This is a genomic window from Rhodanobacter hydrolyticus (assembly GCF_044904645.1).
The window spans coordinates 102,361-125,279 of sequence record NZ_JADIKK010000007.1; the positions used below are offsets into that span (position 1 = coordinate 102,361).

The window sequence follows — 22,919 nt, forward strand, 5'->3', positions numbered from 1 at the left end:
GCGTTTGACCTCGGTCGTGATGATGATGAGACGGTGGGCTCGCGTCCATTCGCTTGCGCTGTTCGCGCTCATGTTTTTGGCCACGACTGAAAAGGCCAGCGCGGCTGCGCGCGAGTCACTGACGCTGCAAACGCCGACTGGAAGCGTGCTGGTCGAGTGTTTCGCCGATAAGGCGGATTTCGCGCGCCCGACGGTCCTTGTGCTGAGTGGCAGCAAGGGGTTCTGGTCGCCGGCTTATGAGGAGATCGGGCGAGCGCTTCGCAGCGAGGGTTTGCGAGCTTGCCTGGTGCACTTTCTTTCCCCGAAGGATGTGAGCGCCATCGGTCGTGCGGGTAGCTCCGATGCCCGCGAGCGCTACTACGCCAAACACCAGTCCGGATGGATCGCAACGATCCGTAGCGTAGCGACTTACTACCATGCGCAGTCTGGGCATGCTGGAAAGGTCGGACTGCTCGGGATATCGCTTGGCGCGGAGATAGCCTTGGCGGTCTCGGCCAACAGTACGGACATCGACGCGCTTGTGATTGTCGATGGCGGATTCCCGGAGGGTTACGCACACCCTGTGCATGCCTTGCCACCGCTCCGTCTGATATGGGGCGACGGGGATAAGACCTTTCCCTTGGCGGTGGGAGCAGGACTCAAGCGAATGGCGAGGCGTCTCGGCGACGAGGCCGACTTCGATATCTACAAGGGCGGACCTGCCTTTTTTCTCGATGCGGCAACACCACAGGCCTGCGCGGCTCATTTGAACGCAGCCCGCTTTTTCGCATCGAGGCTGTAGCGAGGCCAGGTTTCCCCGGCGGCGCGGTGTTTTCCACAGTCAATGTGGATGCCTGCCGAACAAAGCTGTGGACAAGCCGTGTTCACGGCTTTGGCAACAGATACTTGGCACGCATTGACGAATTTCTGCGCAAGCCTTTGCGCGTTTTCCACAACAAATGTGGAAGCACATGGGCATAGCCTGTGGATAGGTGGTGCAAGTGCTTGAGCGCACAGTGGCGCGCGACGCGATGCGCAGATTTTGCTCAGACAAGCATGGTCGTGGCGTGCACCAGCCACAACGACAGTGTGCCAAGCGCACCGCCGATGCCGATCGCAGCGAGCACGTCGCTGGGGTAGTGCAGGCCGAGGATGACACGCGATGCGGCGACCAGCGTGGTGAAGGTCAGCAGCAGCGGTGCCAGCAGCGGGTACCAGGCCAGCGCCACCATGGTGAAGCCCACCGCCTGCAAGGTATGGCCGGAAGGGAAGCTGAATTCGTCCAGCGGCGGCACGTGTGCGATCACGCCGGGGCAGGCGCGGAAAGGGCGCGGCCGGCGCGTGTACCGTTTCAACAGGCGATACAGCTGCAGGGCAGCAATGCCGGTGGCGGCCATGTGCGCGGCCGCGAACAATCCGCGCCGTCCCTCCAAGACGGCCAGGGCCAGCATCAGCGCGTACCAGAACATGCCGTCGCCGAGCCGGCTGACGGTGCCGAAGAACACGCCCACTGCGCGGCGCGTGCCCCAGCGGTTCGCCGCCACGCAGACGCGACGGTCGAAGGCAACGGTTCTAGGCATGGACGATGACGGCATGGTGCTCATGGCGCTGCTCCTCAGCCAGTTCTCGCAACAAGGACTCGAATTCGCGGATGACCTGATCCGGCGACAGGCGCGCCATGCTTTCGTGCGCGCGGCGACCCATGTGGCGGATCAGCCCAGGGTTGCCGGCCAATGTGGCGGTGGCAGTGACGAATGCGTCCGCATCGGCGGGCGCGATGCAGTAACCGTTGTAGCCGTCGCACAGGTGCTCGCGTGCCGCGCCTTCGCGATAGGCGATCACCGGCACTCCGCAGGCCAGCGCTTCAAGGATCACGTTGCCAAAGGTTTCGCTGAGGCTTGGGAAAGGGAACAAGTCTGTGCTGGCGATGTGCCGCGCCAGTGCTTCGCCACGTTGGGTGCCGGCGAAGACGAAATCCGGGTTTGCCGCCTGCAATGCAGCGCGCGCGGGGCCGTCGCCCACCCACACGAAGCGCATGGCGGGCAGTTGTTGTTGCGCAGTACGGAAGGCCCGCACAGCCAGCTCGAGGTTCTTCTCCGCTGCGATGCGGCCCACATACAGCATCACCGGTGTGCCGGCGTCGACGCTCCATTGCGCGCGCAGCGACGGATCGCGCTGGCCGGGATGAAACAGTTGCGTATCCACAGCGCGGCGCAGCAGGCGTGCATTGTCCACGCCGAGCGAGGCGAGCTCCTGTGCCAGCGCTTCGGTGGGCACGAGGGTGGCGGCGGCGCGGCGGTGGAAGCGGCGCAGGTGGCCGCGCACCAGCGGCGTGAGCCAACGCAGGCCGTAGTGGCTGGCATAGCTGTCGAAGCGCGTGTGGAATCCGGAGGCGACCGGGATGCGCAGGGCGTTCGCCACGCGCAGCGCCGAACTGCCCAACGGGCCTTCGGTGGCGATGTAGATGGCGTCCGGGCGTTCCTGCGACCAACGCTCGCGCAGGGTCCGTCCTGCGGGCAGGCCGAAGCGCAGGCCAGGGTAGCGGGGCAGGGCCGCGCCACGGGCGAACACGGTTTCGAAATGGGCATCGGCGGCACTCGGGCACGCCTGACGCGGACGCACCACTTCGACTGTGTGCCCGCGTGCCACCAGACCGGTGGCGAGACCGTACACGGTGAGCGCGACGCCATTGATCTCCGGTAGCCAGGTTTCGCTGACGATGCCGATGCGCATGACGTTGCTCTCGCGTGACCTGCGTACAGCTTCGCGCCGCGGCTTTGCGCAAGGGTGGCGAATACATGACGGGCGGATGACGGTCGCGGTTTTCAGCGGCCGAAGTACACCGCTATCCCGAGTCCGGCTTCCCACTCGGGCGCAGCGCCATCGAGGCGATGGCGCATGCTGGCATCCAATTGCACGCGTGGCGTAAGCATCCATGCCAGGCCGGCGCCGGCGCGGCTGCCTTGGCCAACGCCGGACACGTCCATCACGCCGAATTCGACGTAGCCGCTGAATCTCGGCGTGAAGGCGTAACCATCGCTGACGGCGAGTTGGCGGCTGTCGTGGCCGCCGCTGCGCACGTTTTCCAGGTACAGCGCGAGGCCATTGCGTTCGTCCAATTGCCAGTTGAACTCGGTGCCCAGCAGGTACTGGCGGCGCGGGTTGCGAAAGTCGCTCGCGCCATCAGTGAATTCGATGCTGCCCAGCAGCCCCCAGCTGAAGTTGCCGCGTGCGGGCGGGGCGAATTTCAGCGCCAGGGTGCTGTCGCCGCGTCCGTAGTCGACCGCATCGCCTTGGCTGAGTCGGTTGTAGGAGCTGCCGAATTGCAGTTCCAGCGATTGACCGATACCCAGCCGCAGCAGGCTGTCGGCGGTGTATTGAGCGCTGTCACCGCTGCTGGCGCGGGCGAGACTCCAGTCCGGCAGACCTTGTTCCAGCGTGATGTCGCCGGCGCCCAGCACGACCGGAGTGAAGCCGAGACCGGGACGGTCGTAACCGGGGTTGTCCAGTGCTGACGCAGTCGAGACAAATCCCGCCAGCAACAATGACGGCACGCCGAGCCAGCTGCGGTATCGGCTAAAATCCATGGTTTCTACGCGCCCCCCAGTACATTCCATGACCGTCCGCACCCGTTTTGCCCCCAGCCCCACCGGTTTCCTGCACATCGGCGGCGCACGCACCGCCCTGTATTGCTGGCTGGAGGCGCGGCGCCGCGGCGGCGAGTTCCTCTTGCGCATCGAGGATACCGATCGCGAGCGCTCCACCGACGAAGCGGTGCAGGCAATTCTCGATGCTATGGCATGGCTGCATCTTTCCGCCGACGAGGCTCCGGTTTACCAGACCCAGCGCCTGGCCCGCTACAAGGAAGTGGCCGCGCGCCTGCTGTCCGAGGGCAAGGCGTACTACGCCTACGAGAGCAAGGAAGAGATCGAGGCGATGCGCGAGGCGGCGATGGCGAAGGGCGAGAAGCCCCGCTACAACGGCCATTACCGCGACCGAAACGAGCCGTACCGCGAGGACCCGAACCGCGTGATCCGTTTCAGGAACCCGCTGGAAGGTTCGGTGGTGTTCGAGGACAAGGTGAAGGGCCGCGTGGAGTGGGCCAATGCCGAGCTGGACGATCTCGTCATCTTCCGCTCCGACGGCTGGCCCACCTACAACTTCGCCGTGGTGGTGGACGACATCGACATGGGGATCACCGAAGTGATCCGCGGCGACGACCACGTCAACAACACGCCGCGCCAGATCAACATCTACCACGCGTTGGGCGCGCCGGTGCCGGAATTCGCGCACCTGCCGATGATCCTCGACAAGGAGGGCAAGAAGCTCTCCAAGCGCACCAACTCGGTGAGCGTGATGGAGTACCGCGAGGAGGGCTACCTGCCGCATGCCATCCTCAATTACCTGGTACGCCTCGGCTGGTCGCATGGCGACCAGGAAATCTTCTCGCGCGAGGAGATGACCAGGCTGTTCGATGTCGCCGACGTCAACAAGGCTGCCTCGCGCTTCGATACCGAGAAGCTCAACTGGCTCAACCAGCACTACCTCAAGACCGACGATCCGGCGGCGCTTGCGCCCGAATTCGCCTGGCACCTGGCGCGTGCCGGCATCGATGCCGTGCACGGTCCGCAGCCTGCCGACGTGATCGTGGCCTTGCGCGACCGCGTACATACGCTGAAGGAAATGGCCGAGCGCGCGAAGATCTGGTACGGCCCCGTCACCGATTGGGACGACAAGGCTGTCGCCAAGCACCTGAAGAACGACGGCGCGGTCGCCGTGCTGGAAACGGCGAAGACGCTGCTGGCCGGGGTGGAGTGGCGGCCCGAGCCCATCCATCAGGTCATCGAGCAGATGGCTGCGAGGCTGGAGCTCGGCATGGGCAAGATTGCCCAGCCGCTGCGCGTGGCGATCACCGGCACGCAGGTATCGCCGTCCATCGACCATACCCTCTATCTTTGCGGCCGCGACGAGGCGCTGCGGCGCATCGACCATGCGCTGACGCTGGCGCGCGGCTGAAACAGACGGCCTGGGCAGGCATCCCATGGACGAACTGCTTGCCCGTGCAACGCATGGCGTCGACCCGAATTCTCCGGGTGCGTTCTGGCAGGTTTTCCTGAACCTGTGGGCGATGGTGCCGTGGACTGCGCTGTTCTGGTGGAACCTCGCATTCGTGGCGGTGGGGGCGCTGTTGGGCTGGTGGCGCGGGCGCCTGTGGGAAGGTGTCGCCTGGGCCTGGTTTCTGGGGCCGATCGGCTGGCTGGTGATCTGCTACCGCCCACGCGCCAAGCCCCGGGTCGAACCGCCTCCGCTGAGACGCTGACACGTCACATTGCGCGCAGCGTCGGGCATGTATGATCCCCCGCAAGGAGAATCCACTTGGCCCATGAAGCCGCCGGCAAGCCGCACGCCCATCATTCGCATCCGCACGACGCGAAGGGTTTCGTGCGTGAGGTCGCGCATGTCAGCGAGGAACGTGGCCTGCGGCTTACCCCGCTGCGCATGGAAGTGCTGGAGCTGGTCGCCGCCGCCGAGAAACCGGTGAAGGCTTACGACCTGCTCGACCAGCTGCGCGAACGCCACGGCAATGCGGCGCCGCCCACGGTGTACCGTGCGCTGGATTTCCTGCTGGAACAGGGCTTCATCCACAAGCTGTCGTCGATCAATGCCTTCGTTTCCTGCCATCATCCGGCCGAGGCGCACCAGGTGCCGTTCCTGATCTGCGACGTCTGCTCTGGCGCCGAGGAAGTTTGCGACCAGCGCGTGGCCGAGCTGATCGAGGCGCAGGCCAAGGTGCTTGGTTTCCGCGCCCAGGCACAGACGCTGGAAGTGCATGGCGTCTGCAAGCGTTGCCGCAAAACCTGAAGCCGTCCCGGTCGCCAGCGGACGCGGTCGCTTGTGTGGTGTCGATGTTATAAAGTAACATTTCGGATATGGACAGGATCGAAAGCTCCGCCAATAACGACGGCTTGCTGCTGCACTCGGGTGACGCGGGTGCCGTCGTCGTGGGCGGGGCATCGAAGTCCTCGCGCTGGTGGCAGCTTGCCGACCGCGTGGGCGCCGCGGCTTCATTCCTGTGCGCGATCCACTGCGCGCTGTTGCCATTCGTGCTTACCGTATTGCCGCTGCTCGGGCTGGGCTTCCTGGCGGGGCATCGTTTCGAACGCGACTTCGTGATGTTTGCCGCCTCGTTGGCGCTGTTTGCCCTGATCGGCGGTTATCGCCGGCACCATCAGCCGCTGTCGCTGTTGCTCGCCGTGCCAGGGTTGCTGCTGCTGCTGCTCGGCGTCGTCTGGGTGTCGGAAGAGCGGCACATCATCGTGCACAGCGTGATGGTGACCTGCGGTGGGCTGCTGGTGGCCTCGGCGCACTTCATGAATCTCTATATCGACCGCCGGCATGTGCATGCAGTAGCGCATGTGCACGGCGCGCAATGCGTGCATTGAGTTCCGGCTGACCGCCAAGCGTGGCATGCGCGGCCTGCAGTATCCCGACGGTTTCGGCTACACCGTTTCCGGCCGAGCGGTATTGGAAATCCGCGCGGTGATTGTGTAACGCGGCCGGCGTTTCCTAGCATTTGCGAATGAGCAACGTGCATCCCTGCAAACACGATCACTCGAGTCCTCACGCTGTCGATGCGCGTGATCACCGGCATGACCATTCGGCGCATGCCGACCCGCGTGGCCGCAAACTCCTGCTCGCCTTCGCGCTGACCACCATCACGATGCTGGCGGAGGTGATCGGTGGCCTGTGGTCGGGCTCGCTGGCGCTGCTTACCGACGGTGGCCACATGATGGTGGACGCGCTGGCGCTGCTGATGGCCTACGTCGGCGCGCGTCTTGCGCTGCGGCCAGCCGATGCCCGGCGCAGCTACGGCTACGGGCGCATGGAGGTTCTGGTCGGCTTCGTCAACGCCATCAGCCAGTTCGTGCTGGTCGGCTGGGTGGCGTGGGAAGCGACCCAGCGGCTGCTGCACCCGGGCGAGATCCTGTCGGGCATGATGCTGGCAGTGGCCATCATCGGTTTGCTGGTGAACGTGCTGGTGCTGCGCAGCCTGCACGGACACTCGCACGACGACGTGAACCTGGCCAGCGCCAGCCTGCATGTGCTGGGCGACCTGCTCGGTTCGGTAGCGGCGGTGCTGGCGGCGTTGGTGGTCCGTTGGCTGGGTTGGCTCTGGGCCGATCCGGTGCTGTCGTTGCTGGTGGCCGTGCTGATCCTCGGCAGCGCCTGGCAGTTGCTGCGCCGTTCCGCGCACATCCTGCTAGAGGGCGTGCCGGACGGCATGGACTGGACCGAGCTGGAAGCTGCGTTGAACGGTGTCGATCCGGCGATCAGCGGCGTCCATCACCTGCATGTGTGGCAACTGGCTTCCGGTTCGCGCATGGCCACTCTGCATGCCGAATTGCATGACCCGGCCGATGCCGCGCAGGCGCTGCGCGCAATCAACCGGTTGCTGCAGGAACGCTTCGGCATCCAGCACGTTACCGTGCAGATCGACCCCGAGGACTGCCTGGACCCGCCCCGGGGTTGTGCCGGCCATGGCCACGGTTAAGCCTGGCGCGGGCGGCTATGGTGCCGTCGCCGGCACTGCTATCATGGCAGGCCATCATGTTATTCCTGAGGAGATTCCCATGGGCAAGGGTGATCGCAAGACCCGTCGTGGCAAGACCTACCGTGGCAGCTACGGCAATACCCGCGTGCACGGCGCCCAGCCGGCGGTGGTTGGCGCCAAGCCGACCGTGACCAAGCCGGCTGCCGCAAAGAAGGCTGCGCCGAAGAAGAAGTCGGCCTGAGCCGCTTTCGCCGCGCATCACGAAGAACCCCGCCTTGTGCGGGGTTTTTTGTGGGTGCGTTCCCGGCCCGGAGTCGTTGGCGCAAGTGAGTGGTGACGCTTCGCTGAACAAGGGGCAGGCCCAACGACTTGCGCCGGGCATCTTTGCTACTTACAATGGCCATCCAATGTACTAACGCATTAATACATTATGAAACGTCGATCGCTGGATCCCGAGATGCCCGTCGAGTCGGCCGAACTCAGCCTGTGCCAGGCGCTGCTGTCGCTGAAGGACGCGGATGAGATGAATGCCTTCCTCCGCGACTTGTGCACGCCGGCCGAACTCGAAGTGCTGGTGGACCGCTGGCGCGTGGTGCCCTTCCTGCTGGACGGGGTGGCGTACCGCGAGATCCACGAGCGCACCGCGGTGAGCATCACCACCATCGGCCGGGTGGCGCGCTTCCTCAACCAGGGCAATGGCGGTTATCTCGCTGCCGCGGCGCGGGCGACGCGTCGCCGTGCCACAACGAAGAAGGAACGCGCATGAAACCCCGCGACCGTTTGCGCATCGCGATGCAGAAATCGGGCCGGCTCACCGAGCCGGCGCTGGAGCTGCTCAAGCGTTGTGGCCTCACGTTCCGGCAGAGTCGCGACAAGCTGTTCTGCTTCGGCGAAGGCGAGCCGGTGGATTTGCTGCTGGTGCGCGACGACGACATCCCCGGCCTGATCGCGCAGGGCGTGTGCGAACTGGGCATTGTGGGGCGCAACGTGCTCGACGAGTTCCGCCTCACGGCCGGCCGCGAGAGCGAGCCACTGGCCGAGTTGCGCCCGCTGGGTTTCGGCCGCTGCCGGCTTTCCATCGCCGTGCCGCAGGAGTTCGATTACAGCGGGCCCGCGCAACTGGCCGCCCGGCGTATCGCCACTTCGTACCCGGGGCTGCTGGGCGCATGGTTGCGCGAGCATGGGGTTGAAGCCGGCGTGGTGACCCTGGCCGGCTCAGTGGAAATCGCGCCGAAGCTCGGCACCGCGGACGCGATCTGCGACCTGGTGCAAAGTGGCGGCACGCTGGTGGCTAACCAGTTGCGCGAGGTCGATGTGTTGCTGGAAAGCGAGGCCGTGCTGGCTGGCCCGCAGAACATGCCCGCCGACGAGCGCGGCGATCTGATCGAGCTGCTTCTGAAGCGGTTGGATGGTGTGATCCAGGTGCGTGAATCCCGCCTGCTGCTGCTGCAAACCCCGCGCGCCGCGCTGGATGCGGTGACCCGGTTGCTGCCCGGTGGCCCGCAGCCGACCTTGCTGCCGGTGGCCGGCCAGCCTGACCAGCTGATGCTGCAGGCGCTGTGCGCGGGCGAGGTGAGCTGGCGCCAGCTGGAGGAGATCAAGAAGGCCGGTGCGCGCGAGATGTTCGTCCTTCCCGTCGAGAAAATGCTTGCATGAAAGGCCGGCTGCCATGAACTGGATCGATTGGGATTTGCTCGACGAACCGGGCCGCTGTGCCGCATTGGCGCGGCCTGCGCAATCGCGCGCGGCGGAGCTGCGCGAAGACACGGGCCGCATCATCGCCGATGTCCGTGCCCGTGGCGACGAAGCCCTGCGCGAACTGAGCGCGAAATACGACCGTTGCGCCCTGACGGAACTCGAAGTCGACGAGGCCGAGTTCGCCGATGCTGAGGCGTCGCTGGTACCCACCTTGAAAGCGGCGATCCGCGAAGCCGCCGGACGCATCGAGGTCTTCCACCGTGCAGCTGCACCGCAAGCGGTGGGCGTGGACACTGCGCCCGGGGTGCGCGTGGAGCGCATGCTGCGCCCCATCCAGCGCGTAGGCCTGTATGTGCCGGCAGGCAGTGCGCCGCTGCCTTCCACGGCCTTGATGCTGGGCGTGCCCGCGCGCATTGCCGGTTGCCGCGAAGTGGTGCTGTGCTCGCCCGCGCGCGCCGACGGCCGCTGCGATGCCGCGGTGCTGTATGCCGCGCGCCTCACCGGTGTGCACAAGGTGTTCAAGCTGGGTGGCGCGCAGGCGATCGCCGCGATGGCCTATGGCACGGTTTCCGTACCGAAGTGCGACAAGCTGTTTGGTCCTGGCAACGCATGGGTGACCGAGGCCAAGCTGCAGGTGTCGGCCGAGCCGGAAGGCGCAGCGATCGATATGCCGGCCGGTCCGTCCGAGGTGCTGGTGATCGCCGACGCGGAAGCCAATCCGGTTTTCGTAGCCGCCGATCTGCTGTCGCAGGCCGAACACGGCCCGGACTCGCAGGTGATCCTGGTCAGCGAGTCCGCCTCGCTGCTGGATCGCGTCGAGAGGGAAGTCGCGCGGCAATGCGCCGACTTGCCCCGCGCGGAGATCGCCCGGCAGGCGCTTGGGCAGAGCCGCCTGATTTCGGTGTCGTCGCTCGCGCAGGCGATCGAGGTGAGCAACCGTTACGCGCCCGAGCACCTGATCCTGCAGGTGGCCGCGCCGCGCGCGCTGCTGGCCGGTATCGAAAGCGCCGGATCGGTCTTCCTCGGCGCATGGACGCCCGAATCGGTGGGCGACTACTGCAGCGGCAGCAATCACGTGCTGCCCACCTATGGCCATGCGCGCAGCTACAGCGGCGTGTCGGTGGCCAGCTACCAGAAGCAGATCACCGTACAGGAGCTTTCGGCCGACGGGCTGCGCACCATCGGTCCATGCACCGCCGTGCTGGCGGCTGCCGAGCAACTTGAAGCGCACCGCCGTGCGGTGACTTTGCGATTGACCGAACTGGAGACGACGAAATGAGCGTGCTCGATCTTGCGCGGGCGGAAATCCGCGCCCTGCAGCCGTATTCCTCGGCGCGCATGGAGGCCAGCGGCGGGCGGCTGCTGCTGAACGCGAACGAATCGGCGTGGGCGCCGACCGGCGATGTGGGCACCGGCTGCAACCGCTATCCGCAACCGCAGCCGTCGGCTCTGGTGGATGTGCTGGCGCGTCTGTACGACGTGCGCCGCGAACAGCTGCTGGTGGGCCGTGGCAGCGACGAAGCCATCGACCTGCTGGTGCGGGCATTCTGCCGTGCGGGGCGCGATGCGATCCTGATCCAGCCGCCGACCTTCGGCATGTACGCAGTGAGCGCGCGCATCCAGGATGCCGCCGTGGTCGAGGTGCCGCTGCGCGGCGACTTCACGCTGGATGTGGATGCCGTGCTGGCTGCGGTCACCGATGCAGTGAAGCTGGTGTTCGTCTGCACGCCGAACAATCCTGCCGGCAGCGTGGTGTCGCGCGACGACATCGAGCGCCTGGTGCGGGCGCTGGACGGACGCGCGCTATTGGTGGTGGACGAAGCTTATGTGGAGTTCGCGGACGAAGGCAGCGTGGCCGACCTGCTGGACCGCCACGACAACCTTGCCGTGTTGCGCACGCTCTCCAAGGCCTGGGCGCTGGCCGGTGCGCGTATCGGTTGCTTGCTTGCGCATCCGGATGTGATCGCGTTGCTGCGCCGGATCATGCCGCCGTATCCGTTGCCGCTGCCCAGTGTGGACGCAGCCCTGCTCGCGCTGTCCGGGTGGGGCCAGGCGAACGCCCGCGCGCACATCGACGTGGTGCGCAGCGAGCGTGCGCGCATGCGCGCGGCGTTGGCCCGGCTGCCGGGTGTGCGTGACGTGCTGCCTTCGCAGGCGAACTTCCTCACCGTGCGTTTCGACGATGCCGAGGCCGCGTATCGACGCCTGTTCGACGCCGGCATCGTGGTGCGCGACGTACGCCGCTATCCTGGCCTGGGCGATGCGTTGCGTATCACCATCGGCGCACCGGCGGACAATGCACAGGTGCTGGCCGTGCTGGCCAGCTCGGCGACGGTGCGGGGCGCGGCATGAGCGGACGCAAGATCCTGTTCGTCGACCGTGACGGCTGCCTGATCGAGGAGCCACAGGACGAGCAGATCGACAGCTACGAAAAGTTGGCGCTGTTGCCGGGCGTGATCGCCGCGCTGCAGCGCTTCGCCGCTGCGGGCTACGAGCTGGTGATGGTGACCAACCAGGATGGCCTCGGCACGGCGAATTTTCCGGAGGCGGACTTCCAGGGGCCGCAGGAGTTGCTGCTGCGCATCCTGTCCTCGCAGGGCATACGCTTCCGCGAGGTGCTGATCGACCGCAGTTTCCCGCACGAGGGCCTGGACACGCGCAAGCCCGGCACCGGCCTGATGCGTGGCTGGCTGGCCGACGACAGCTGGAGCCGTGCGGCTTCGGTAATGGTGGGCGATCGCGAAACCGACCTGAAGTTTGCCGCGAACATCGGCGTGCGCGGTTTGCGTGTTGGGCCGCAAGGCACGACGTGGAGCGAGGTGGCACACCTCGTGCTGGATGCGCCGCGCATCGCCGAGGCGGTACGCAATACCAAGGAAACCCGGATCCGCGTGCGCGTCGACTTGGACAAGTTGGCCGAGCCGAAGGTGCATACCGGCCTGGGCTTCTTCGACCACATGCTGGAGCAGATCGGCAAGCACGGCGGTTTCGCGCTGGAGCTTTCCTGCGACGGCGACATCCACATCGACGAGCACCACACTGTCGAGGATTGCGCGCTGGCTCTGGGGCAGGCGCTCAAGCAAGCGCTGGGCGACAAGCGCGGCATCGGTCGCTACGGGTTCTGCCTGCCGATGGACGAGAGCGCGGCGGAGGCGCGGCTGGATCTTTCCGGTCGTCCGTACTTCGTGTTCGAGGGCAATTTTCCGCGCGAACGCGTGGGCGAAGTGGCGGTGGAGATGGTGCCGCACTTCTTCCGTTCGTTGTGCGAAACGCTGGGTGCGAACCTGCATCTCGCGGTGCGCGGCGACAACGCGCACCACATGGTCGAAGCCTGCTTCAAGGTGGTGGCGCGCACGCTGCGCCAGGCGATCCGCCGCGAAGGCGACGAATTGCCCAGCACCAAGGGGGCGCTGTAATGACCGTGGTGCTGGTCGATGCCGGCGGCACCAATATCGGATCGGTGCGTTACGCACTGCAACGCCTCGGCGTGGATGCGGCGCTGACCTCCGATGCCGCGGCGATACGCGCCGCCGACAAAGTGATCCTGCCCGGCGTGGGTGCGGCGGGGCCGGGCATGGCGCGGCTGCGCGAGCTGGGCCTGGTCGAGCTGATGCGCTCGCTGACCCAGCCGGTGCTCGGCGTGTGTCTCGGCATGCAACTGCTCTGCGCGCATTCGGAAGAGGGTGATACCGAGTGCCTCGGCCTGATCCCGGCCACGGTGTGCCGCTTCGCGGAGCGGCCCGGCTTGCGCGTTCCGCACATGGGCTGGAACGGCCTGACCGTGCAAAACGCGCATCCACTCCTGCAGGACCTGTCCGACGGCGAGCAGGCGTATTTCGTGCACAGCTATGCGGTGCCGATGAACGAGTGGACCCTGGCTTCGGCGAATTACGGTGAACCGTTCTCCGCCGTGGTCGCGCGCGGCAACTTCCACGGCATGCAATTCCACCCCGAGCGCTCCGCCGCCGTCGGCGCCAGGCTCCTCAAGAATTTCCTCGCCTTATGACGGGTGTCGTATGACTTTTGCCGTGATTCCCGCCATCGACCTGCGCGGCGGCCGTGTGGTGCGCCTGAAGCAGGGCGACTACGCGCAGCAGACGACCTATTCGGACGATCCGCGCGCCGTGGCTCAGCGCTACGCCGAGGCCGGTGCGCGCTGGCTGCACCTGGTCGACCTGGACGGCGCACGTTCGGGCAGCCTCGACAACCTCGCGGTGATCGAGGCCATCGCCCGCGACGGTATGCAGGTGCAGGCTGGAGGAGGCGTGCGCGAGGAGGCCGATCTGCAGCGCCTGTTCGATGCTGGCGTGGCGCGCGTCGTGGTGGGCAGCGTGGCGATCCGTGATCCCGAGCGCGTGGCTGGTTGGCTGGGAAAGCTCGGCGCCGAGCGGCTCACATTGGCGCTGGATACCCGCAACGCCGAAGGCCGCTGGACCTTGCCCAGCGCGGGTTGGATCAAGGCGGAAACGCGCACGCTGGACGAGCTTGCGCCGTGGTATGCCGCGCATGGCGCCCGCCATCTGCTGTGCACCGACATCGAGCGCGACGGCATGCTGGCCGGCTTCAACCTCGGCTTGTATCGCCACCTTGCCGGCATCGTGCCGCAACTGGCGGTGCAGGCCTCGGGCGGTGTGCGTTCGCTGGATGACATCGTCGCGGCGCGCGAAGCCGGCGCGCGCGGCGTGATCCTCGGGCGTGCCCTGCTGGAAGGTCGCTTCACCGTGGCAGAGGCTTTGGCATGCTGAGCCGACGCATTATCCCCTGCCTCGACGTACGCGATGGCCAGGTGGTCAAGGGCGTGCGCTTCCGCGACCACGTGGCGATGGGCGGCATCGTGGACCTGGCGCTGCGCTACCGCGACGAAGGCGCCGACGAACTGGTGTTCTACGACATCACCGCCAGCCCGGAAGGGCGCAGTGTGGACCGCGGCTGGGTGGAGAAGGTGGCGCGGGTGATCGACATCCCATTCTGCGTGGCAGGCGGCATCCGCTCCGTGGACGACGCGCGCGCCGTACTGCATGCGGGCGCGGACAAGGTGTCGGTGAACTCCCCGGCGCTGGAACGGCCGGAGCTGGTCGCCGAGCTGGCCGCTGCCTTCGGCGTGCAGTGCGTGGTGGTGGGTGTCGATTCGCTGCGCGACGCCGACGGCGAGTGGCGCGTACGCCAGTACACCGGCGACCCGTCGAAGACGCGCGCCCTGGCGCGTCGCACGTTGGACTGGGTGGCCGAGGCGCAGCGCCTCGGTGCCGGTGAGATCGTGCTCAACTGCATGGGCAGCGATGGCGTGCGCCAGGGCTACGACCTCGAACAGCTCGGCGCGGTGCGTGCGCTGTGCCGCGTGCCGCTGATCGCGTCGGGTGGCGCCGGCACCATCGAACATTTCCGCGATGCTTTCGTCGAAGCCGACGTGGACGGTGCGCTCGCCGCGAGCGTATTCCACTCCGGCGCGATTGCGATTCCCGAGCTCAAGCGCTACCTGCAAGGGCAGGGCGTGGCCGTGCGAGCCTGTTAACTCGTCATTCCGCCTTTCGCCGGAATGACGGAGAAACCATACTTTCCTGTATGCCTTGGCGCATATGACTGCAGGTACCGCCCATGAGCGACATCCAGACTGATCTAGCGCGACTCGACTGGCCCAAGGGCGACGGCCTCTTGCCCGCCGTCGTGCAGCACTGGCTGACCGGCGAGGTGCTGATGCTCGGCTACATGAACGCCGATGCCCTGGCGGAAACGCAGCGCAGCGGCCACGTCACGTTCTGGAGCCGCAGCAAGCAGCGTCTTTGGACAAAGGGCGAAAGCTCCGGTCACGTGCTGGCGCTGAAATCCATCCGCGTCGACTGCGACGCCGACACGCTGCTGCTGCAGGCGGAGCCGCACGGGCCGACTTGCCACAACGGAACATCCAGCTGCTTCGGCGACGACGTACGGCCGCCACTGGGCTTTCTGGCCGAGCTCGATGTGCTGGTCGCGCGGCGCGATGCCGATCGTCCGCAAGGCAGCTACACCACCCGATTGTTCGAAGGCGGCGTCCGCCGCATCGCGCAGAAGGTAGGCGAGGAGGGCGTGGAGACTGCGCTCGCCGCCGTAGCGCAAGGCGAAAAGGAGCTGCTGGGGGAGGCGGCGGATTTGCTGTTCCACCTCGTCGTGCTGTTGCGTGCGCGCGGGCTATCGCTTGCCGATGCGGCAGGCGTGTTGGAGCGGCGTCACGCCGCGCGTTGAGGCGTCGCCCCAGAGCTCCTTCAAGCTCTCCGCATTAACTGTATTGCCTGGACAGCGAGCCACAGAAGCAGCTCAGCTTTCGGATATCGCGTGGCAGTCCGCCTGTCGCCTAGGAGAAACGGCTTCCGCGACCCTCTGCACAACTTGCTTGTAGCTCCGGCGTATCAAACTAGGCGGCTTCTGGTTCCTTCTCCCTTGACCATGGGCATCCCGCCCTCGGCACCTCGCGCCGGCTTCGCGGCTCGTCACCACTCCTGCGATGGTATGGGTCGGCACAGGGAAGGAGTTCGGGCAGCGGCAGCGATCGAAATCATCTTCTTACTTGCGACAATGCAGGGTGAGGTCCCCAGTGAATCGGAGATTGTCAGGAAGCCTCAAGGATTCGCCGCGGTGGAAGCGGGCGCTGGCGGCGCCGGCATAAACGGTACGGAGGCGCCGGGCACAACGCCCTTGCGCCAGGCATCCAGTTCGCCTTCGATGCCGTCCCCTACATAGCTCTGCGGTTCCGAGGGCGTGAGCTTGTCATGCTGCTCCCACTGCGCGATCTCGGTTTTGGCCTGGGCGAAGGCATCCACGAAGTTGTCGGTACGGTTCAGGGCATCAACCAGGAACGCGTGGCCGAAGTAGGTAAGGTCGGACTCGGTCCCGCAGCCGAACGAGCTGCGGTCGGTGCGCGCGGAAGTGAGCACCAGCGTGCCGCTGGTGGACAACGGAGGAATGAAGCCGCCGGAATAGCAGGCATTGACCACCACCACCTTCCACTTGAACGGGTGCTCCTTGAGGATCTCGGCGAGGTCCTGCGCACCGATCTGGTCCAGCGGCAGCGGATCCATGTCCACCAGCAGTTCGTGGTCGTCGCTGCCATGGGTGGTGACGTAGAGCATCAGGATGTCGTCAGGCTGCATCACCTTGGAAAGTCCGGTCAACGCGGCTTCGAGGTTGTTCCAGCCGGCAATGGGATGCGTGGAAAGCGAGGCCGGGTTGTTCTCCAGCACCAGCGCGTGCGCGCTGGCGCCGAAGCGTTGGCGGAACAGCTTGGCGGCATATTCGGCTTCGTTGCGGAACACGTCCTGGCTGCCGTCGCCGGCAAAGGCGACCAGGTAGAGGTTGGGCTTGCCGGGAACGCGCGGACCCAGTTTCGCCAGCTCGTCCTGCAGCATCTTGGGCTGGGAGTACAGCACCTGCTCGGGCGTGGGGGCCTGCTGCGGCCAATTGGCGTCGCCCTCGCTGTCCTCGCCGTCGTCGGCGGACGAACTGGACGAAGCGACACTGCCGGCCGCGGCCACCGTCGTGCCGGCAATGGACGGCGGCGCGGCGTGGCTGGGCAGCCACTGCATCAACAGCAGGCCGGCGGCGAAGGCGAGCAGGGCGGTAAGGACGGTGCGCATGCGGCGGCGGGCTCAGAGGGTGATGGCGTCGAAATCGGCGTAGGCGGGGTGGCGTGGTTCGGTGGGTATTGCCTGCGGTGGACGCAGCAGCCAGCCAGTCTGGAAGCCGGCGGCTCGGGCGGCGTCCAGTTCTTCGACGATGTCGGAGAGGAACAGCAGATGTTGCGGTTGCTCGCCGATGGCCCCGGCGATTTTTTCGTAGGAGTCCTGCTCGCGCTTCGGGCCGGTTTCGGTGTCGAAATAGCCGGCGAACAGCGTGGTGAGGTCGCCACTCTCGCTGTGGCCGAAGAATAGCTTTTGCGCCGGCACCGAGCCGGAGGAATACACGTACAGGTGCAGGCCCTTTGCGCGCCACGCGCGCAACTGCGCCGCCACTTCGGGATAGACATGGGCGCGGTAATCGCCGGCCTCGTAGCCTTCCTGCCAGATCATGCCTTGGAGGGCCTTCAACGCGGTGAACTTGCGATCCTCGTCTATCCAGCGCAGCAGCAAGTCGATCACTTCCTTGCGACTGGCCTCGATGTAGTTGGCTTCCTTCGCCGCTTCGTGCAGCCAGTGCTGCACCTCGGGCCGGTCGGCGTGGGTCTCGACGAAGGCGGGCAGGCGCTTGCGCGCATAGGGAAACAGCACGTCTTTGACGAAGCTGATCGAACTGGTGGTGCCTTCGATGTCGGTGACGATGGCGCGGATTTCGGGCATGGCTGCTGCTTGGGGCGGTGAACGAACAGTTTACCCGGCCTTGCGCGTCAAACCTTTTCCTGGGAGGAAGGCAAGGCTCAGGTTGTGACGGGTTGCATGCGCGGGAAGCCTGCTGCGATGTCGCTGCCGGTGAAGTTGGCCACCCAGCCTTCCTTGTTGGTGAACAGGCGGATCGCCACGAAATAGGGCGCCTCGCTCATGTCGAACCAGTGCCGGGTGCCGTCCGGCACGCCGATCAGGTCGCCCTGCTCGCACAGCACCTCGTAGACCTTGCCGGCTATGTGCAGGGTGAATTGGCCGGCACCAGCCACGAAAAAGCGCACCTCGTCCTCGCTATGGGTGTGTTCGGAGAGGAACTTCTGGCGCAGCGCGGCGCGATCCGGGTGATCGGGCGCGAGGCTGATCACGTCCACCGACTGGTAGCCTTCCTCGCGCATCAGGCGGTCGATGTCGTTGCGGTAAGCAGCGATCACCGTGTCCTGGCCGGCGCCGGGAGCGATGGGCTGGTTGGCAGCCCACTGTTCGAAGCGCACCCCCACCTTGCCCAATTCGTGGGCGATGGCCGCGTGCTCGGCATGGAGGGACAGTGGTGTTGCCGGATGGTTTTCGTCGAAGATGCGCAGACGGCTCATGCGTTGAGTCTCCGTAGGTCGAGTTCGCAGCCCAGCAGGAATTCCAGTGCCTCCAGATGGCGTCGCGCCTCGGCCATGTCGCGGCCCCAGGTGTAGATGCCATGGCCATCGATCAGGTAGGCCGCGAGCGGCTTGCCGGCGTCCAGCCATGCGTCGACGCGCGCCACCAGCTCGGGCATATGCTGGGTGTTGGGAAACACCGGGATTTCCAGCACGCTTTCGTGCGTGGTGTGGCCGGCGATGGCCTTCTGCAATTCCCAGCCCTCCAGCCGAATCAAGCCGTCGCGCGCGAACAGCCGAGACGCCACGCTCTGCGTGCGCGAATGGGTATGCAGCACGGCCTGTGCTCCCGGCCAGCGCCGGTAGATCTGGGTATGCAGCGCGGTTTCCGCGCTGGGGCGGGCGTCGGTGCCGACGGCATGGCCTTGCATGTCCACCAGCATGATGTCGTCGCGGCCCAGCTTGCCCTTGTCGCGGCCGGAGATGGTGATCGCGGCGTGTTCCGCATCGATGCGCATCGAGAAGTTGCTGCTGGTGGCAGGCGTCCATCCGGCGAGCGCCAGTTCGCGAGCTGCATCGGCAATGGCCTCGGCTCGCGCTGCGAAGAGGCCGGGTGGAATCGAGTCGGGCAGCTGTTGGCTCATGCAAATGGACGTCCAAACGAGTGCGAAACTATATCACGCATGAAGGGGTCGCCCTGCGGCAACGTGTCTGCACCGAATGCGATCCATTCGCGCCTCGATTTGGACGGTGGGCGTAGCATTCCGGATGTTTCCACCATCACGCGTGGTGGGGGCGTTGGCCCATGACGGAGGTTTCCGATGTCTCGTGACGAAAACAACGAATCGCGTCGCCGTTTCCTTAAGTTGGCTGCCGGCACCACGGCGGCCGTGATGGCAATAGGCGGTCTGCCGCGCGTGGTCCGCGCTGCCGATCTGCCGCACGTGGACGATTCCGACCCGACCGCCAAGGCGCTGGGTTATGTGGAGGATGCCAGCAAGACCACCGATCCCAAGCACAAGGCCGGCGACGCGTGCGCCAATTGCCAGTTTTACTCCGGTGGTCCGACCGGCTACGGCCCGTGCGCACTGTTTCCGGGCAAGGCAGTCAATGCGAAGGGATGGTGCGTGTCGCATTCGCCGAAGGCGAAGTGACCGAGCGATTCAGTCCGTTGCATCGGTGATTTGCGTGAAAGGCCGGCACGAGTTGCCGGCCTTTCTTTTGCGCGTGTTCGGCGCGGGGATCGATTGCCAACGGCTGCGTCGTGCAGTCGTGGAATGCGAAGGGAAGGGCGGCGGGAAAAGTGCTGCCCGGCGCGTCAGGCTTGAGGAGCTACCCACCTGACGCGCCGGGCGGCGATCCGGGGCCCACTGCCAAGTGATCAACCCTCGGACTGAGGATCATACCCCCGGCCGAGGCGAATGGGCTGTGGATAGTCGAGGCTCTTTCGGAAATATTCCGTTAAGTCATTCAAAGACAAGGATTTGTTTTTGAATTTGAAGTGTTCCCTGGTGCGGCGGCACTTCGAGACTGGGCCAGTCATGATCGGCATTGATGGCCGAAAAAGGAATGGTTTTCGGCACATTTTGCCGAAGTTCCGGTTCAGGCACTGGCCTGGGTGCGGCGCAGTTTGCTGTGCCGGTAGCCGTAGCCGAAGTAGATCGCCAGGCCGATCATCGTCCAGCTGATCATCAGCAGCCAGTTGAACCAGGACATGAAACTCAGCAGAGCCAGGCAGCTCAGCACGCCGGCGGGACAGATCACCCACGCCCACGGCACGCGGAAGCCGCGATGCAGCTGCGGGGCGGTGTAACGCAGGATCAGCACGCCCGCGCACACCGCGACGAACGCGATCAGTGTGCCCATCGAAGTGAGGTCGGCCAGCAGGTCCAGCGGAAACACCGCGGCGAGGATCGCGATGCCGACGCCGGTGATCACCGTGTTGATGTGCGGCGTGCGGTGGCGCGGATGGATGCGCTCGAGCACCGGCGGCAAGAGGCCGTCGCGCGCCATGATCATGAAGATGCGCGGCTGCGCGATGATCATCACCAGGATCACGGATGACAGGCCGATCAGGGCGCCGATCTCCACCACCCAGCGCAGCCATGCCAGCTGCGGGATGTTCTTGATGGCGGTGACCACCGGATCGGGCGTGTCGAGCTGGGTGTAGGAAATCAAGCCGGTCAGCACGGCCGCCATCGCCAGGTAGAGCACCGTGCAGATCACCAGAGAGACCAGCGTGCCGAAGGGCAGGTCGCGCTGCGGGTTCTTGCATTCCTGCGCGGCGGTGGAGGTGGCCTCGAAGCCGATGTAGGCAAAGAACACCATCGCCGCGCCGCGCATGATGCCCGACCAGCCGTACTTGCCTGACGCCACATTGTCGGGGATGAAGGGATGCCAGTTGGCCGGGTTGATGTAGCGGTAGCCGGCCACCACCACGATAATGATGAGGCCCACCTTTAGCGCCACCATCAGCACGTTGAGGCCGGCTGATTCCTTGATGCCGACGTAGCACAGTGCCGTCAGCGCCATCACGATGGCGACTGCGGGCAGATTCATCAGATGGCCGGTTGCCACGAGGTGGCCATCGGTGAAAGCGAGCGGTGCATCGGTCAGCGTTGCGGGCAAATGGATACCGACTTCGCCGAGGAGACTGACGAAATAGCCGGTCCAACTGGCCGCGACGGCGGATGCGGAGATCCCGTACTCCAGCACCATGTTCCAGCCGATGAACCATGCCACCAGTTCGCCCAGCGTGGCGTACGCATAGGAATAGGAACTGCCCGAGATCGGGATCAACGTGGCGAACTCGGCGTAGCACAGCGCGGTGAAGCCGCTGCAGATCGCCGCGAGGATGAAGGAGATCAGCACCGCCGGGCCGGCATGCTCGGCTGCCGCCTGTCCGGTGACCACGAAAATGCCGGTGCCGATGACGGCGCCGATGCCCAATGCGGTGATCCCCCAGGGGCCGAGCGTGCGCCTCAGTCCAATGCCATGCGCGCCATCGGCGCTGGAGAAATCAATCTTGCGGGCGAGCAGTTGCTTGAACATGGGACTTCCAAACAAGGAACCGGCACGACGTGGTCGTGCCGGTAATGTGGCGAATGACTTGTGCCTGCGCGAATCAGTCCGCTTCGGTACCGTGGGCCAGGTGGCTCTTGCGGTAGCCGTACAGGTAGTACACCACCAGGCCGATCGCACCCCACACGAAGAAGGTGATCTTGGCTTCGCTCGACAGATTGAGGAACAGCAGCAGGCAGCCGATCACCGCCAGCGGACAGATCACCCACGGCATCGGCGTGCGGAACGGACGCGGACGATCGGGCTGCGTACGGCGCAGTATCAGTACACCCAAGGCGACCATGATGAAGGCGAACAGCGTGCCCGAGTTGGTGATGTCAGCGAGGATGCCGACCGGGAACAGCGCTCCGAACAGCGAGACGAAGGTGCCGGTGATCAGGGTGATCACGTGCGGCGTGTGGAAGCGCGGGTGGATCTTGGCGAGCGAGTGCGGCAGCAGGCCGTCGCGCGACATGGTGAAGAAGATACGGGTTTGGCCATAGGTCATCGTCAGGATCACCGACGGCAATGCGATGCCGGCGGCAAAGGCGATGAAAGCGGCGACTGTGTTGTGGTTGAGCAGGCGCACCACATGGGCCAGCGCCTCCTTGCTGCACACCAGCGCCTGCGAACCGTCGCAGGCCGCAGCAAACGCTGGAGTGCCCGGCTCAAGCGCCAGACCGTTCGGGCCCAGCATGGGCTGCGCACCTACTGAACCCACGGCACCGTAGCTCACGAGAAGGTAGTAGACGGTGCACACGCCCAGCGAAGCGATCAGGGCGATCGGGATGTTGCGATTAGGGTTCTTAGTTTCCTCGGCAGCGGTGGAGATGGCATCGAAGCCGATGTAGGCGAATACGATGGAGGCCGCCGCGCCCAGTACGCCGATGCCTCCCATCGGGCTGCCCCAGCCGTTCGGCACGAAGGGCGTGAAGTTCTGGTCCTTCACCGCCGGCAGCGCGACGAAGATGAAGGCGGTAAGGGCGGCAATCTTGATCAGCACCAGCACGGTGTTGACCTTGGCGGACTTCGAAGTGCCGACCACCAGCAGGCCGGTGACCGCCAGGCCGATCAGGCAGGCCAGCAGGTTGAAGCTGCCGCCATCCATCGGGCCAGCCTGCAGGAAGTGCGGCAGCCCGTACCCCGCATGCGCGAGAAGGCCGTTGACGTAGCCAGCCCAGCCCACGCATACCGTACTTGCTGCGATGGTGTACTCCAGCACCAATGCCCAGCCCACGATCCACGCGACGCCCTCGCCAAGCACGCCGTAGGTATAGGTGTAGGCCGAGCCGGCCACCGGCACCATCGCGGCGAGTTCCGCGTAGGCCAGCGCGGCGAATGCGCAGACCACCGCGGCGATCACAAACGCGATCATCATGCCGGGACCGGCCTTCTGGCCCGCCTCGGCGGTGAGCACGAAGATGCCGGTGCCGATGATCGCGCCGATGCCCAACATGGTGAGCTGGAAGGCTCCGAGCTGGCGGGTGAGGCTTTTCTTTTCCGCCGTGGCGATGATCTGATCGATCGGCTTGATGCGTTTGAACAGCATGTGTTGCTCCCCGGGAAACTACGGCGTCACGCTCGAACGGAAACGCGACGAAAAGGGGCGCGACGAGCCGACGGACGCCCAACCATAGCCGAGCGGTTGGAGGGGGACAAGACGCGATGCAGCTAGAATGCGCTTTGTTTTCC

General features: G+C 65.6%; 26 protein-coding genes. 17 read left to right on the forward strand and 9 right to left on the reverse strand.

The genetic code is table 11. The features are described 5' to 3' along the window. Nucleotides 1-4: 4 nt before the first annotated feature. On the forward strand, nucleotides 5-781 hold the full coding sequence (locus ISP25_RS00515; RefSeq protein WP_404611540.1) for a dienelactone hydrolase family protein: 777 nt from the start codon (nucleotides 5-7) through the stop codon (nucleotides 779-781). A 244-nt stretch (nucleotides 782-1,025) separates the two neighbouring features. Here ISP25_RS00515 and ISP25_RS00520 read toward each other — a convergent pair whose 3' ends face one another. The 3 genes from ISP25_RS00520 to ISP25_RS00530 all read right to left on the reverse strand — a co-directional run bounded on the left by ISP25_RS00520 (nucleotide 1,026) and on the right by ISP25_RS00530 (nucleotide 3,566). Next, a complete protein-coding gene (locus ISP25_RS00520; RefSeq protein ID WP_404611542.1) occupies nucleotides 1,026-1,583 on the reverse strand; it encodes a phosphatase PAP2 family protein in 558 nt (185 codons plus the stop codon). Next, nucleotides 1,552-2,712: a glycosyltransferase family 4 protein gene (locus ISP25_RS00525; RefSeq protein WP_404611544.1), complete on the reverse strand. Its 1,161-nt coding sequence runs from the start codon at nucleotides 2,710-2,712 to the stop codon at nucleotides 1,552-1,554. The genes ISP25_RS00520 and ISP25_RS00525 overlap by 32 nt, the downstream gene beginning before the upstream one ends. A gap of 92 nt (nucleotides 2,713-2,804) precedes the next feature. After that, the gene (locus ISP25_RS00530) at nucleotides 2,805-3,566 is read right to left on the reverse strand and encodes a transporter (RefSeq protein ID WP_192157781.1); all 762 of its coding nucleotides are present in this window, start codon (nucleotides 3,564-3,566) and stop codon (nucleotides 2,805-2,807) included. 28 nt (nucleotides 3,567-3,594) lie between these two features. Here ISP25_RS00530 and gltX point away from each other — a divergent pair, with 28 nt between their 5' ends. The 15 genes from gltX (at nucleotide 3,595) to hisIE (ending at nucleotide 15,448) form a co-directional block, all read left to right on the forward strand. Continuing rightward, on the forward strand, nucleotides 3,595-4,995 hold the full coding sequence (gene gltX / locus ISP25_RS00535; protein WP_404611546.1) for a glutamate--tRNA ligase: 1,401 nt from the start codon (nucleotides 3,595-3,597) through the stop codon (nucleotides 4,993-4,995). Nucleotides 4,996-5,020: 25 nt separating this feature from the next. Further along, a complete protein-coding gene (locus ISP25_RS00540; RefSeq protein ID WP_404611548.1) occupies nucleotides 5,021-5,299 on the forward strand; it encodes a hypothetical protein in 279 nt (92 codons plus the stop codon). Nucleotides 5,300-5,355: 56 nt separating this feature from the next. Beyond that, a complete protein-coding gene (locus tag ISP25_RS00545; RefSeq protein ID WP_192157775.1) occupies nucleotides 5,356-5,841 on the forward strand; it encodes a transcriptional repressor in 486 nt (161 codons plus the stop codon). A 68-nt stretch (nucleotides 5,842-5,909) separates the two neighbouring features. Beyond that, a complete protein-coding gene (locus ISP25_RS00550) occupies nucleotides 5,910-6,422 on the forward strand; it encodes a MerC domain-containing protein (protein WP_192157773.1) in 513 nt (170 codons plus the stop codon). A 137-nt stretch (nucleotides 6,423-6,559) separates the two neighbouring features. Then, the gene (locus ISP25_RS00555; RefSeq protein ID WP_404611551.1) at nucleotides 6,560-7,531 is read left to right on the forward strand and encodes a cation diffusion facilitator family transporter; all 972 of its coding nucleotides are present in this window, start codon (nucleotides 6,560-6,562) and stop codon (nucleotides 7,529-7,531) included. 79 nt (nucleotides 7,532-7,610) lie between these two features. After that, a complete protein-coding gene (locus ISP25_RS00560; RefSeq protein WP_077483554.1) occupies nucleotides 7,611-7,772 on the forward strand; it encodes a 30S ribosomal protein THX in 162 nt (53 codons plus the stop codon). 189 nt (nucleotides 7,773-7,961) lie between these two features. Then, a complete protein-coding gene (locus ISP25_RS00565) occupies nucleotides 7,962-8,297 on the forward strand; it encodes a YerC/YecD family TrpR-related protein (protein ID WP_404611553.1) in 336 nt (111 codons plus the stop codon). Beyond that, nucleotides 8,294-9,187 (forward strand): ATP phosphoribosyltransferase, encoded by an 894-nt coding sequence (gene hisG, locus ISP25_RS00570; RefSeq protein ID WP_404611555.1) that lies wholly within the window; start codon nucleotides 8,294-8,296, stop codon nucleotides 9,185-9,187. Before ISP25_RS00565 ends, hisG begins: the two co-directional genes overlap by 4 nt. Before the next feature lie 13 nt (nucleotides 9,188-9,200). Then, nucleotides 9,201-10,508 carry a histidinol dehydrogenase gene (hisD, locus tag ISP25_RS00575; RefSeq protein ID WP_404611557.1) on the forward strand — a complete coding sequence of 436 codons (1,308 nt, stop codon included), beginning with the start codon at nucleotides 9,201-9,203 and terminating at the stop codon, nucleotides 10,506-10,508. Further along, nucleotides 10,505-11,581, forward strand: a complete 1,077-nt coding sequence (gene hisC, locus ISP25_RS00580) for a histidinol-phosphate transaminase (RefSeq protein ID WP_404611559.1) — start codon at nucleotides 10,505-10,507, stop codon at nucleotides 11,579-11,581. The genes hisD and hisC overlap by 4 nt, the downstream gene beginning before the upstream one ends. Beyond that, nucleotides 11,578-12,645, forward strand: a complete 1,068-nt coding sequence (gene hisB / locus ISP25_RS00585) for a bifunctional histidinol-phosphatase/imidazoleglycerol-phosphate dehydratase HisB (RefSeq protein WP_404611560.1) — start codon at nucleotides 11,578-11,580, stop codon at nucleotides 12,643-12,645. The genes hisC and hisB overlap by 4 nt, the downstream gene beginning before the upstream one ends. Continuing rightward, complete coding sequence (hisH, locus tag ISP25_RS00590) at nucleotides 12,645-13,235, forward strand: imidazole glycerol phosphate synthase subunit HisH (protein WP_404611562.1); 591 nt, start codon at nucleotides 12,645-12,647, stop codon at nucleotides 13,233-13,235. The genes hisB and hisH overlap by 1 nt, the downstream gene beginning before the upstream one ends. 10 nt (nucleotides 13,236-13,245) lie before the next feature. Continuing rightward, entirely contained in the window at nucleotides 13,246-13,974 is a 729-nt protein-coding gene (gene hisA / locus ISP25_RS00595) for a 1-(5-phosphoribosyl)-5-[(5-phosphoribosylamino)methylideneamino]imidazole-4-carboxamide isomerase (RefSeq protein ID WP_404611564.1), read from the forward strand. After that, nucleotides 13,968-14,741, forward strand: coding sequence for an imidazole glycerol phosphate synthase subunit HisF (gene hisF / locus ISP25_RS00600; RefSeq protein ID WP_192157758.1), 774 nt, complete (start codon nucleotides 13,968-13,970; stop codon nucleotides 14,739-14,741). The genes hisA and hisF overlap by 7 nt, the downstream gene beginning before the upstream one ends. Nucleotides 14,742-14,824: 83 nt before the next feature. Then, nucleotides 14,825-15,448, forward strand: a complete 624-nt coding sequence (gene hisIE / locus ISP25_RS00605; protein ID WP_404611566.1) for a bifunctional phosphoribosyl-AMP cyclohydrolase/phosphoribosyl-ATP diphosphatase HisIE — start codon at nucleotides 14,825-14,827, stop codon at nucleotides 15,446-15,448. A 374-nt stretch (nucleotides 15,449-15,822) separates the two neighbouring features. On the opposite strand, the gene ISP25_RS00610 is transcribed toward hisIE, so the two are convergent. The 4 genes from ISP25_RS00610 to ISP25_RS00625 form a co-directional block, all read right to left on the reverse strand. Continuing rightward, the gene (locus ISP25_RS00610; protein ID WP_192157754.1) at nucleotides 15,823-16,836 is read right to left on the reverse strand and encodes a C13 family peptidase; all 1,014 of its coding nucleotides are present in this window, start codon (nucleotides 16,834-16,836) and stop codon (nucleotides 15,823-15,825) included. Nucleotides 16,837-16,848: 12 nt separating this feature from the next. Then, entirely contained in the window at nucleotides 16,849-17,535 is a 687-nt protein-coding gene (gene mtnC / locus ISP25_RS00615; RefSeq protein WP_404611568.1) for an acireductone synthase, read from the reverse strand. 77 nt (nucleotides 17,536-17,612) lie between these two features. After that, nucleotides 17,613-18,167, reverse strand: coding sequence for a 1,2-dihydroxy-3-keto-5-methylthiopentene dioxygenase (locus tag ISP25_RS00620; protein WP_404611570.1), 555 nt, complete (start codon nucleotides 18,165-18,167; stop codon nucleotides 17,613-17,615). After that, nucleotides 18,164-18,811, reverse strand: a complete 648-nt coding sequence (locus tag ISP25_RS00625; protein WP_404611572.1) for a methylthioribulose 1-phosphate dehydratase — start codon at nucleotides 18,809-18,811, stop codon at nucleotides 18,164-18,166. The genes ISP25_RS00620 and ISP25_RS00625 overlap by 4 nt, the downstream gene beginning before the upstream one ends. A 177-nt stretch (nucleotides 18,812-18,988) precedes the next feature. Between ISP25_RS00625 and ISP25_RS00630 the strand changes: the two genes are divergently transcribed. Beyond that, nucleotides 18,989-19,321: a high-potential iron-sulfur protein gene (locus tag ISP25_RS00630; protein WP_192157746.1), complete on the forward strand. Its 333-nt coding sequence runs from the start codon at nucleotides 18,989-18,991 to the stop codon at nucleotides 19,319-19,321. A 448-nt stretch (nucleotides 19,322-19,769) separates the two neighbouring features. On the opposite strand, the gene ISP25_RS00635 is transcribed toward ISP25_RS00630, so the two are convergent. Beyond that, nucleotides 19,770-21,218: an amino acid permease gene (locus tag ISP25_RS00635; RefSeq protein ID WP_404611574.1), complete on the reverse strand. Its 1,449-nt coding sequence runs from the start codon at nucleotides 21,216-21,218 to the stop codon at nucleotides 19,770-19,772. Between the two features lie 73 nt (nucleotides 21,219-21,291). Beyond that, nucleotides 21,292-22,776: an amino acid permease gene (locus tag ISP25_RS00640; RefSeq protein WP_192157742.1), complete on the reverse strand. Its 1,485-nt coding sequence runs from the start codon at nucleotides 22,774-22,776 to the stop codon at nucleotides 21,292-21,294. Nucleotides 22,777-22,919 lie beyond the last annotated feature (143 nt).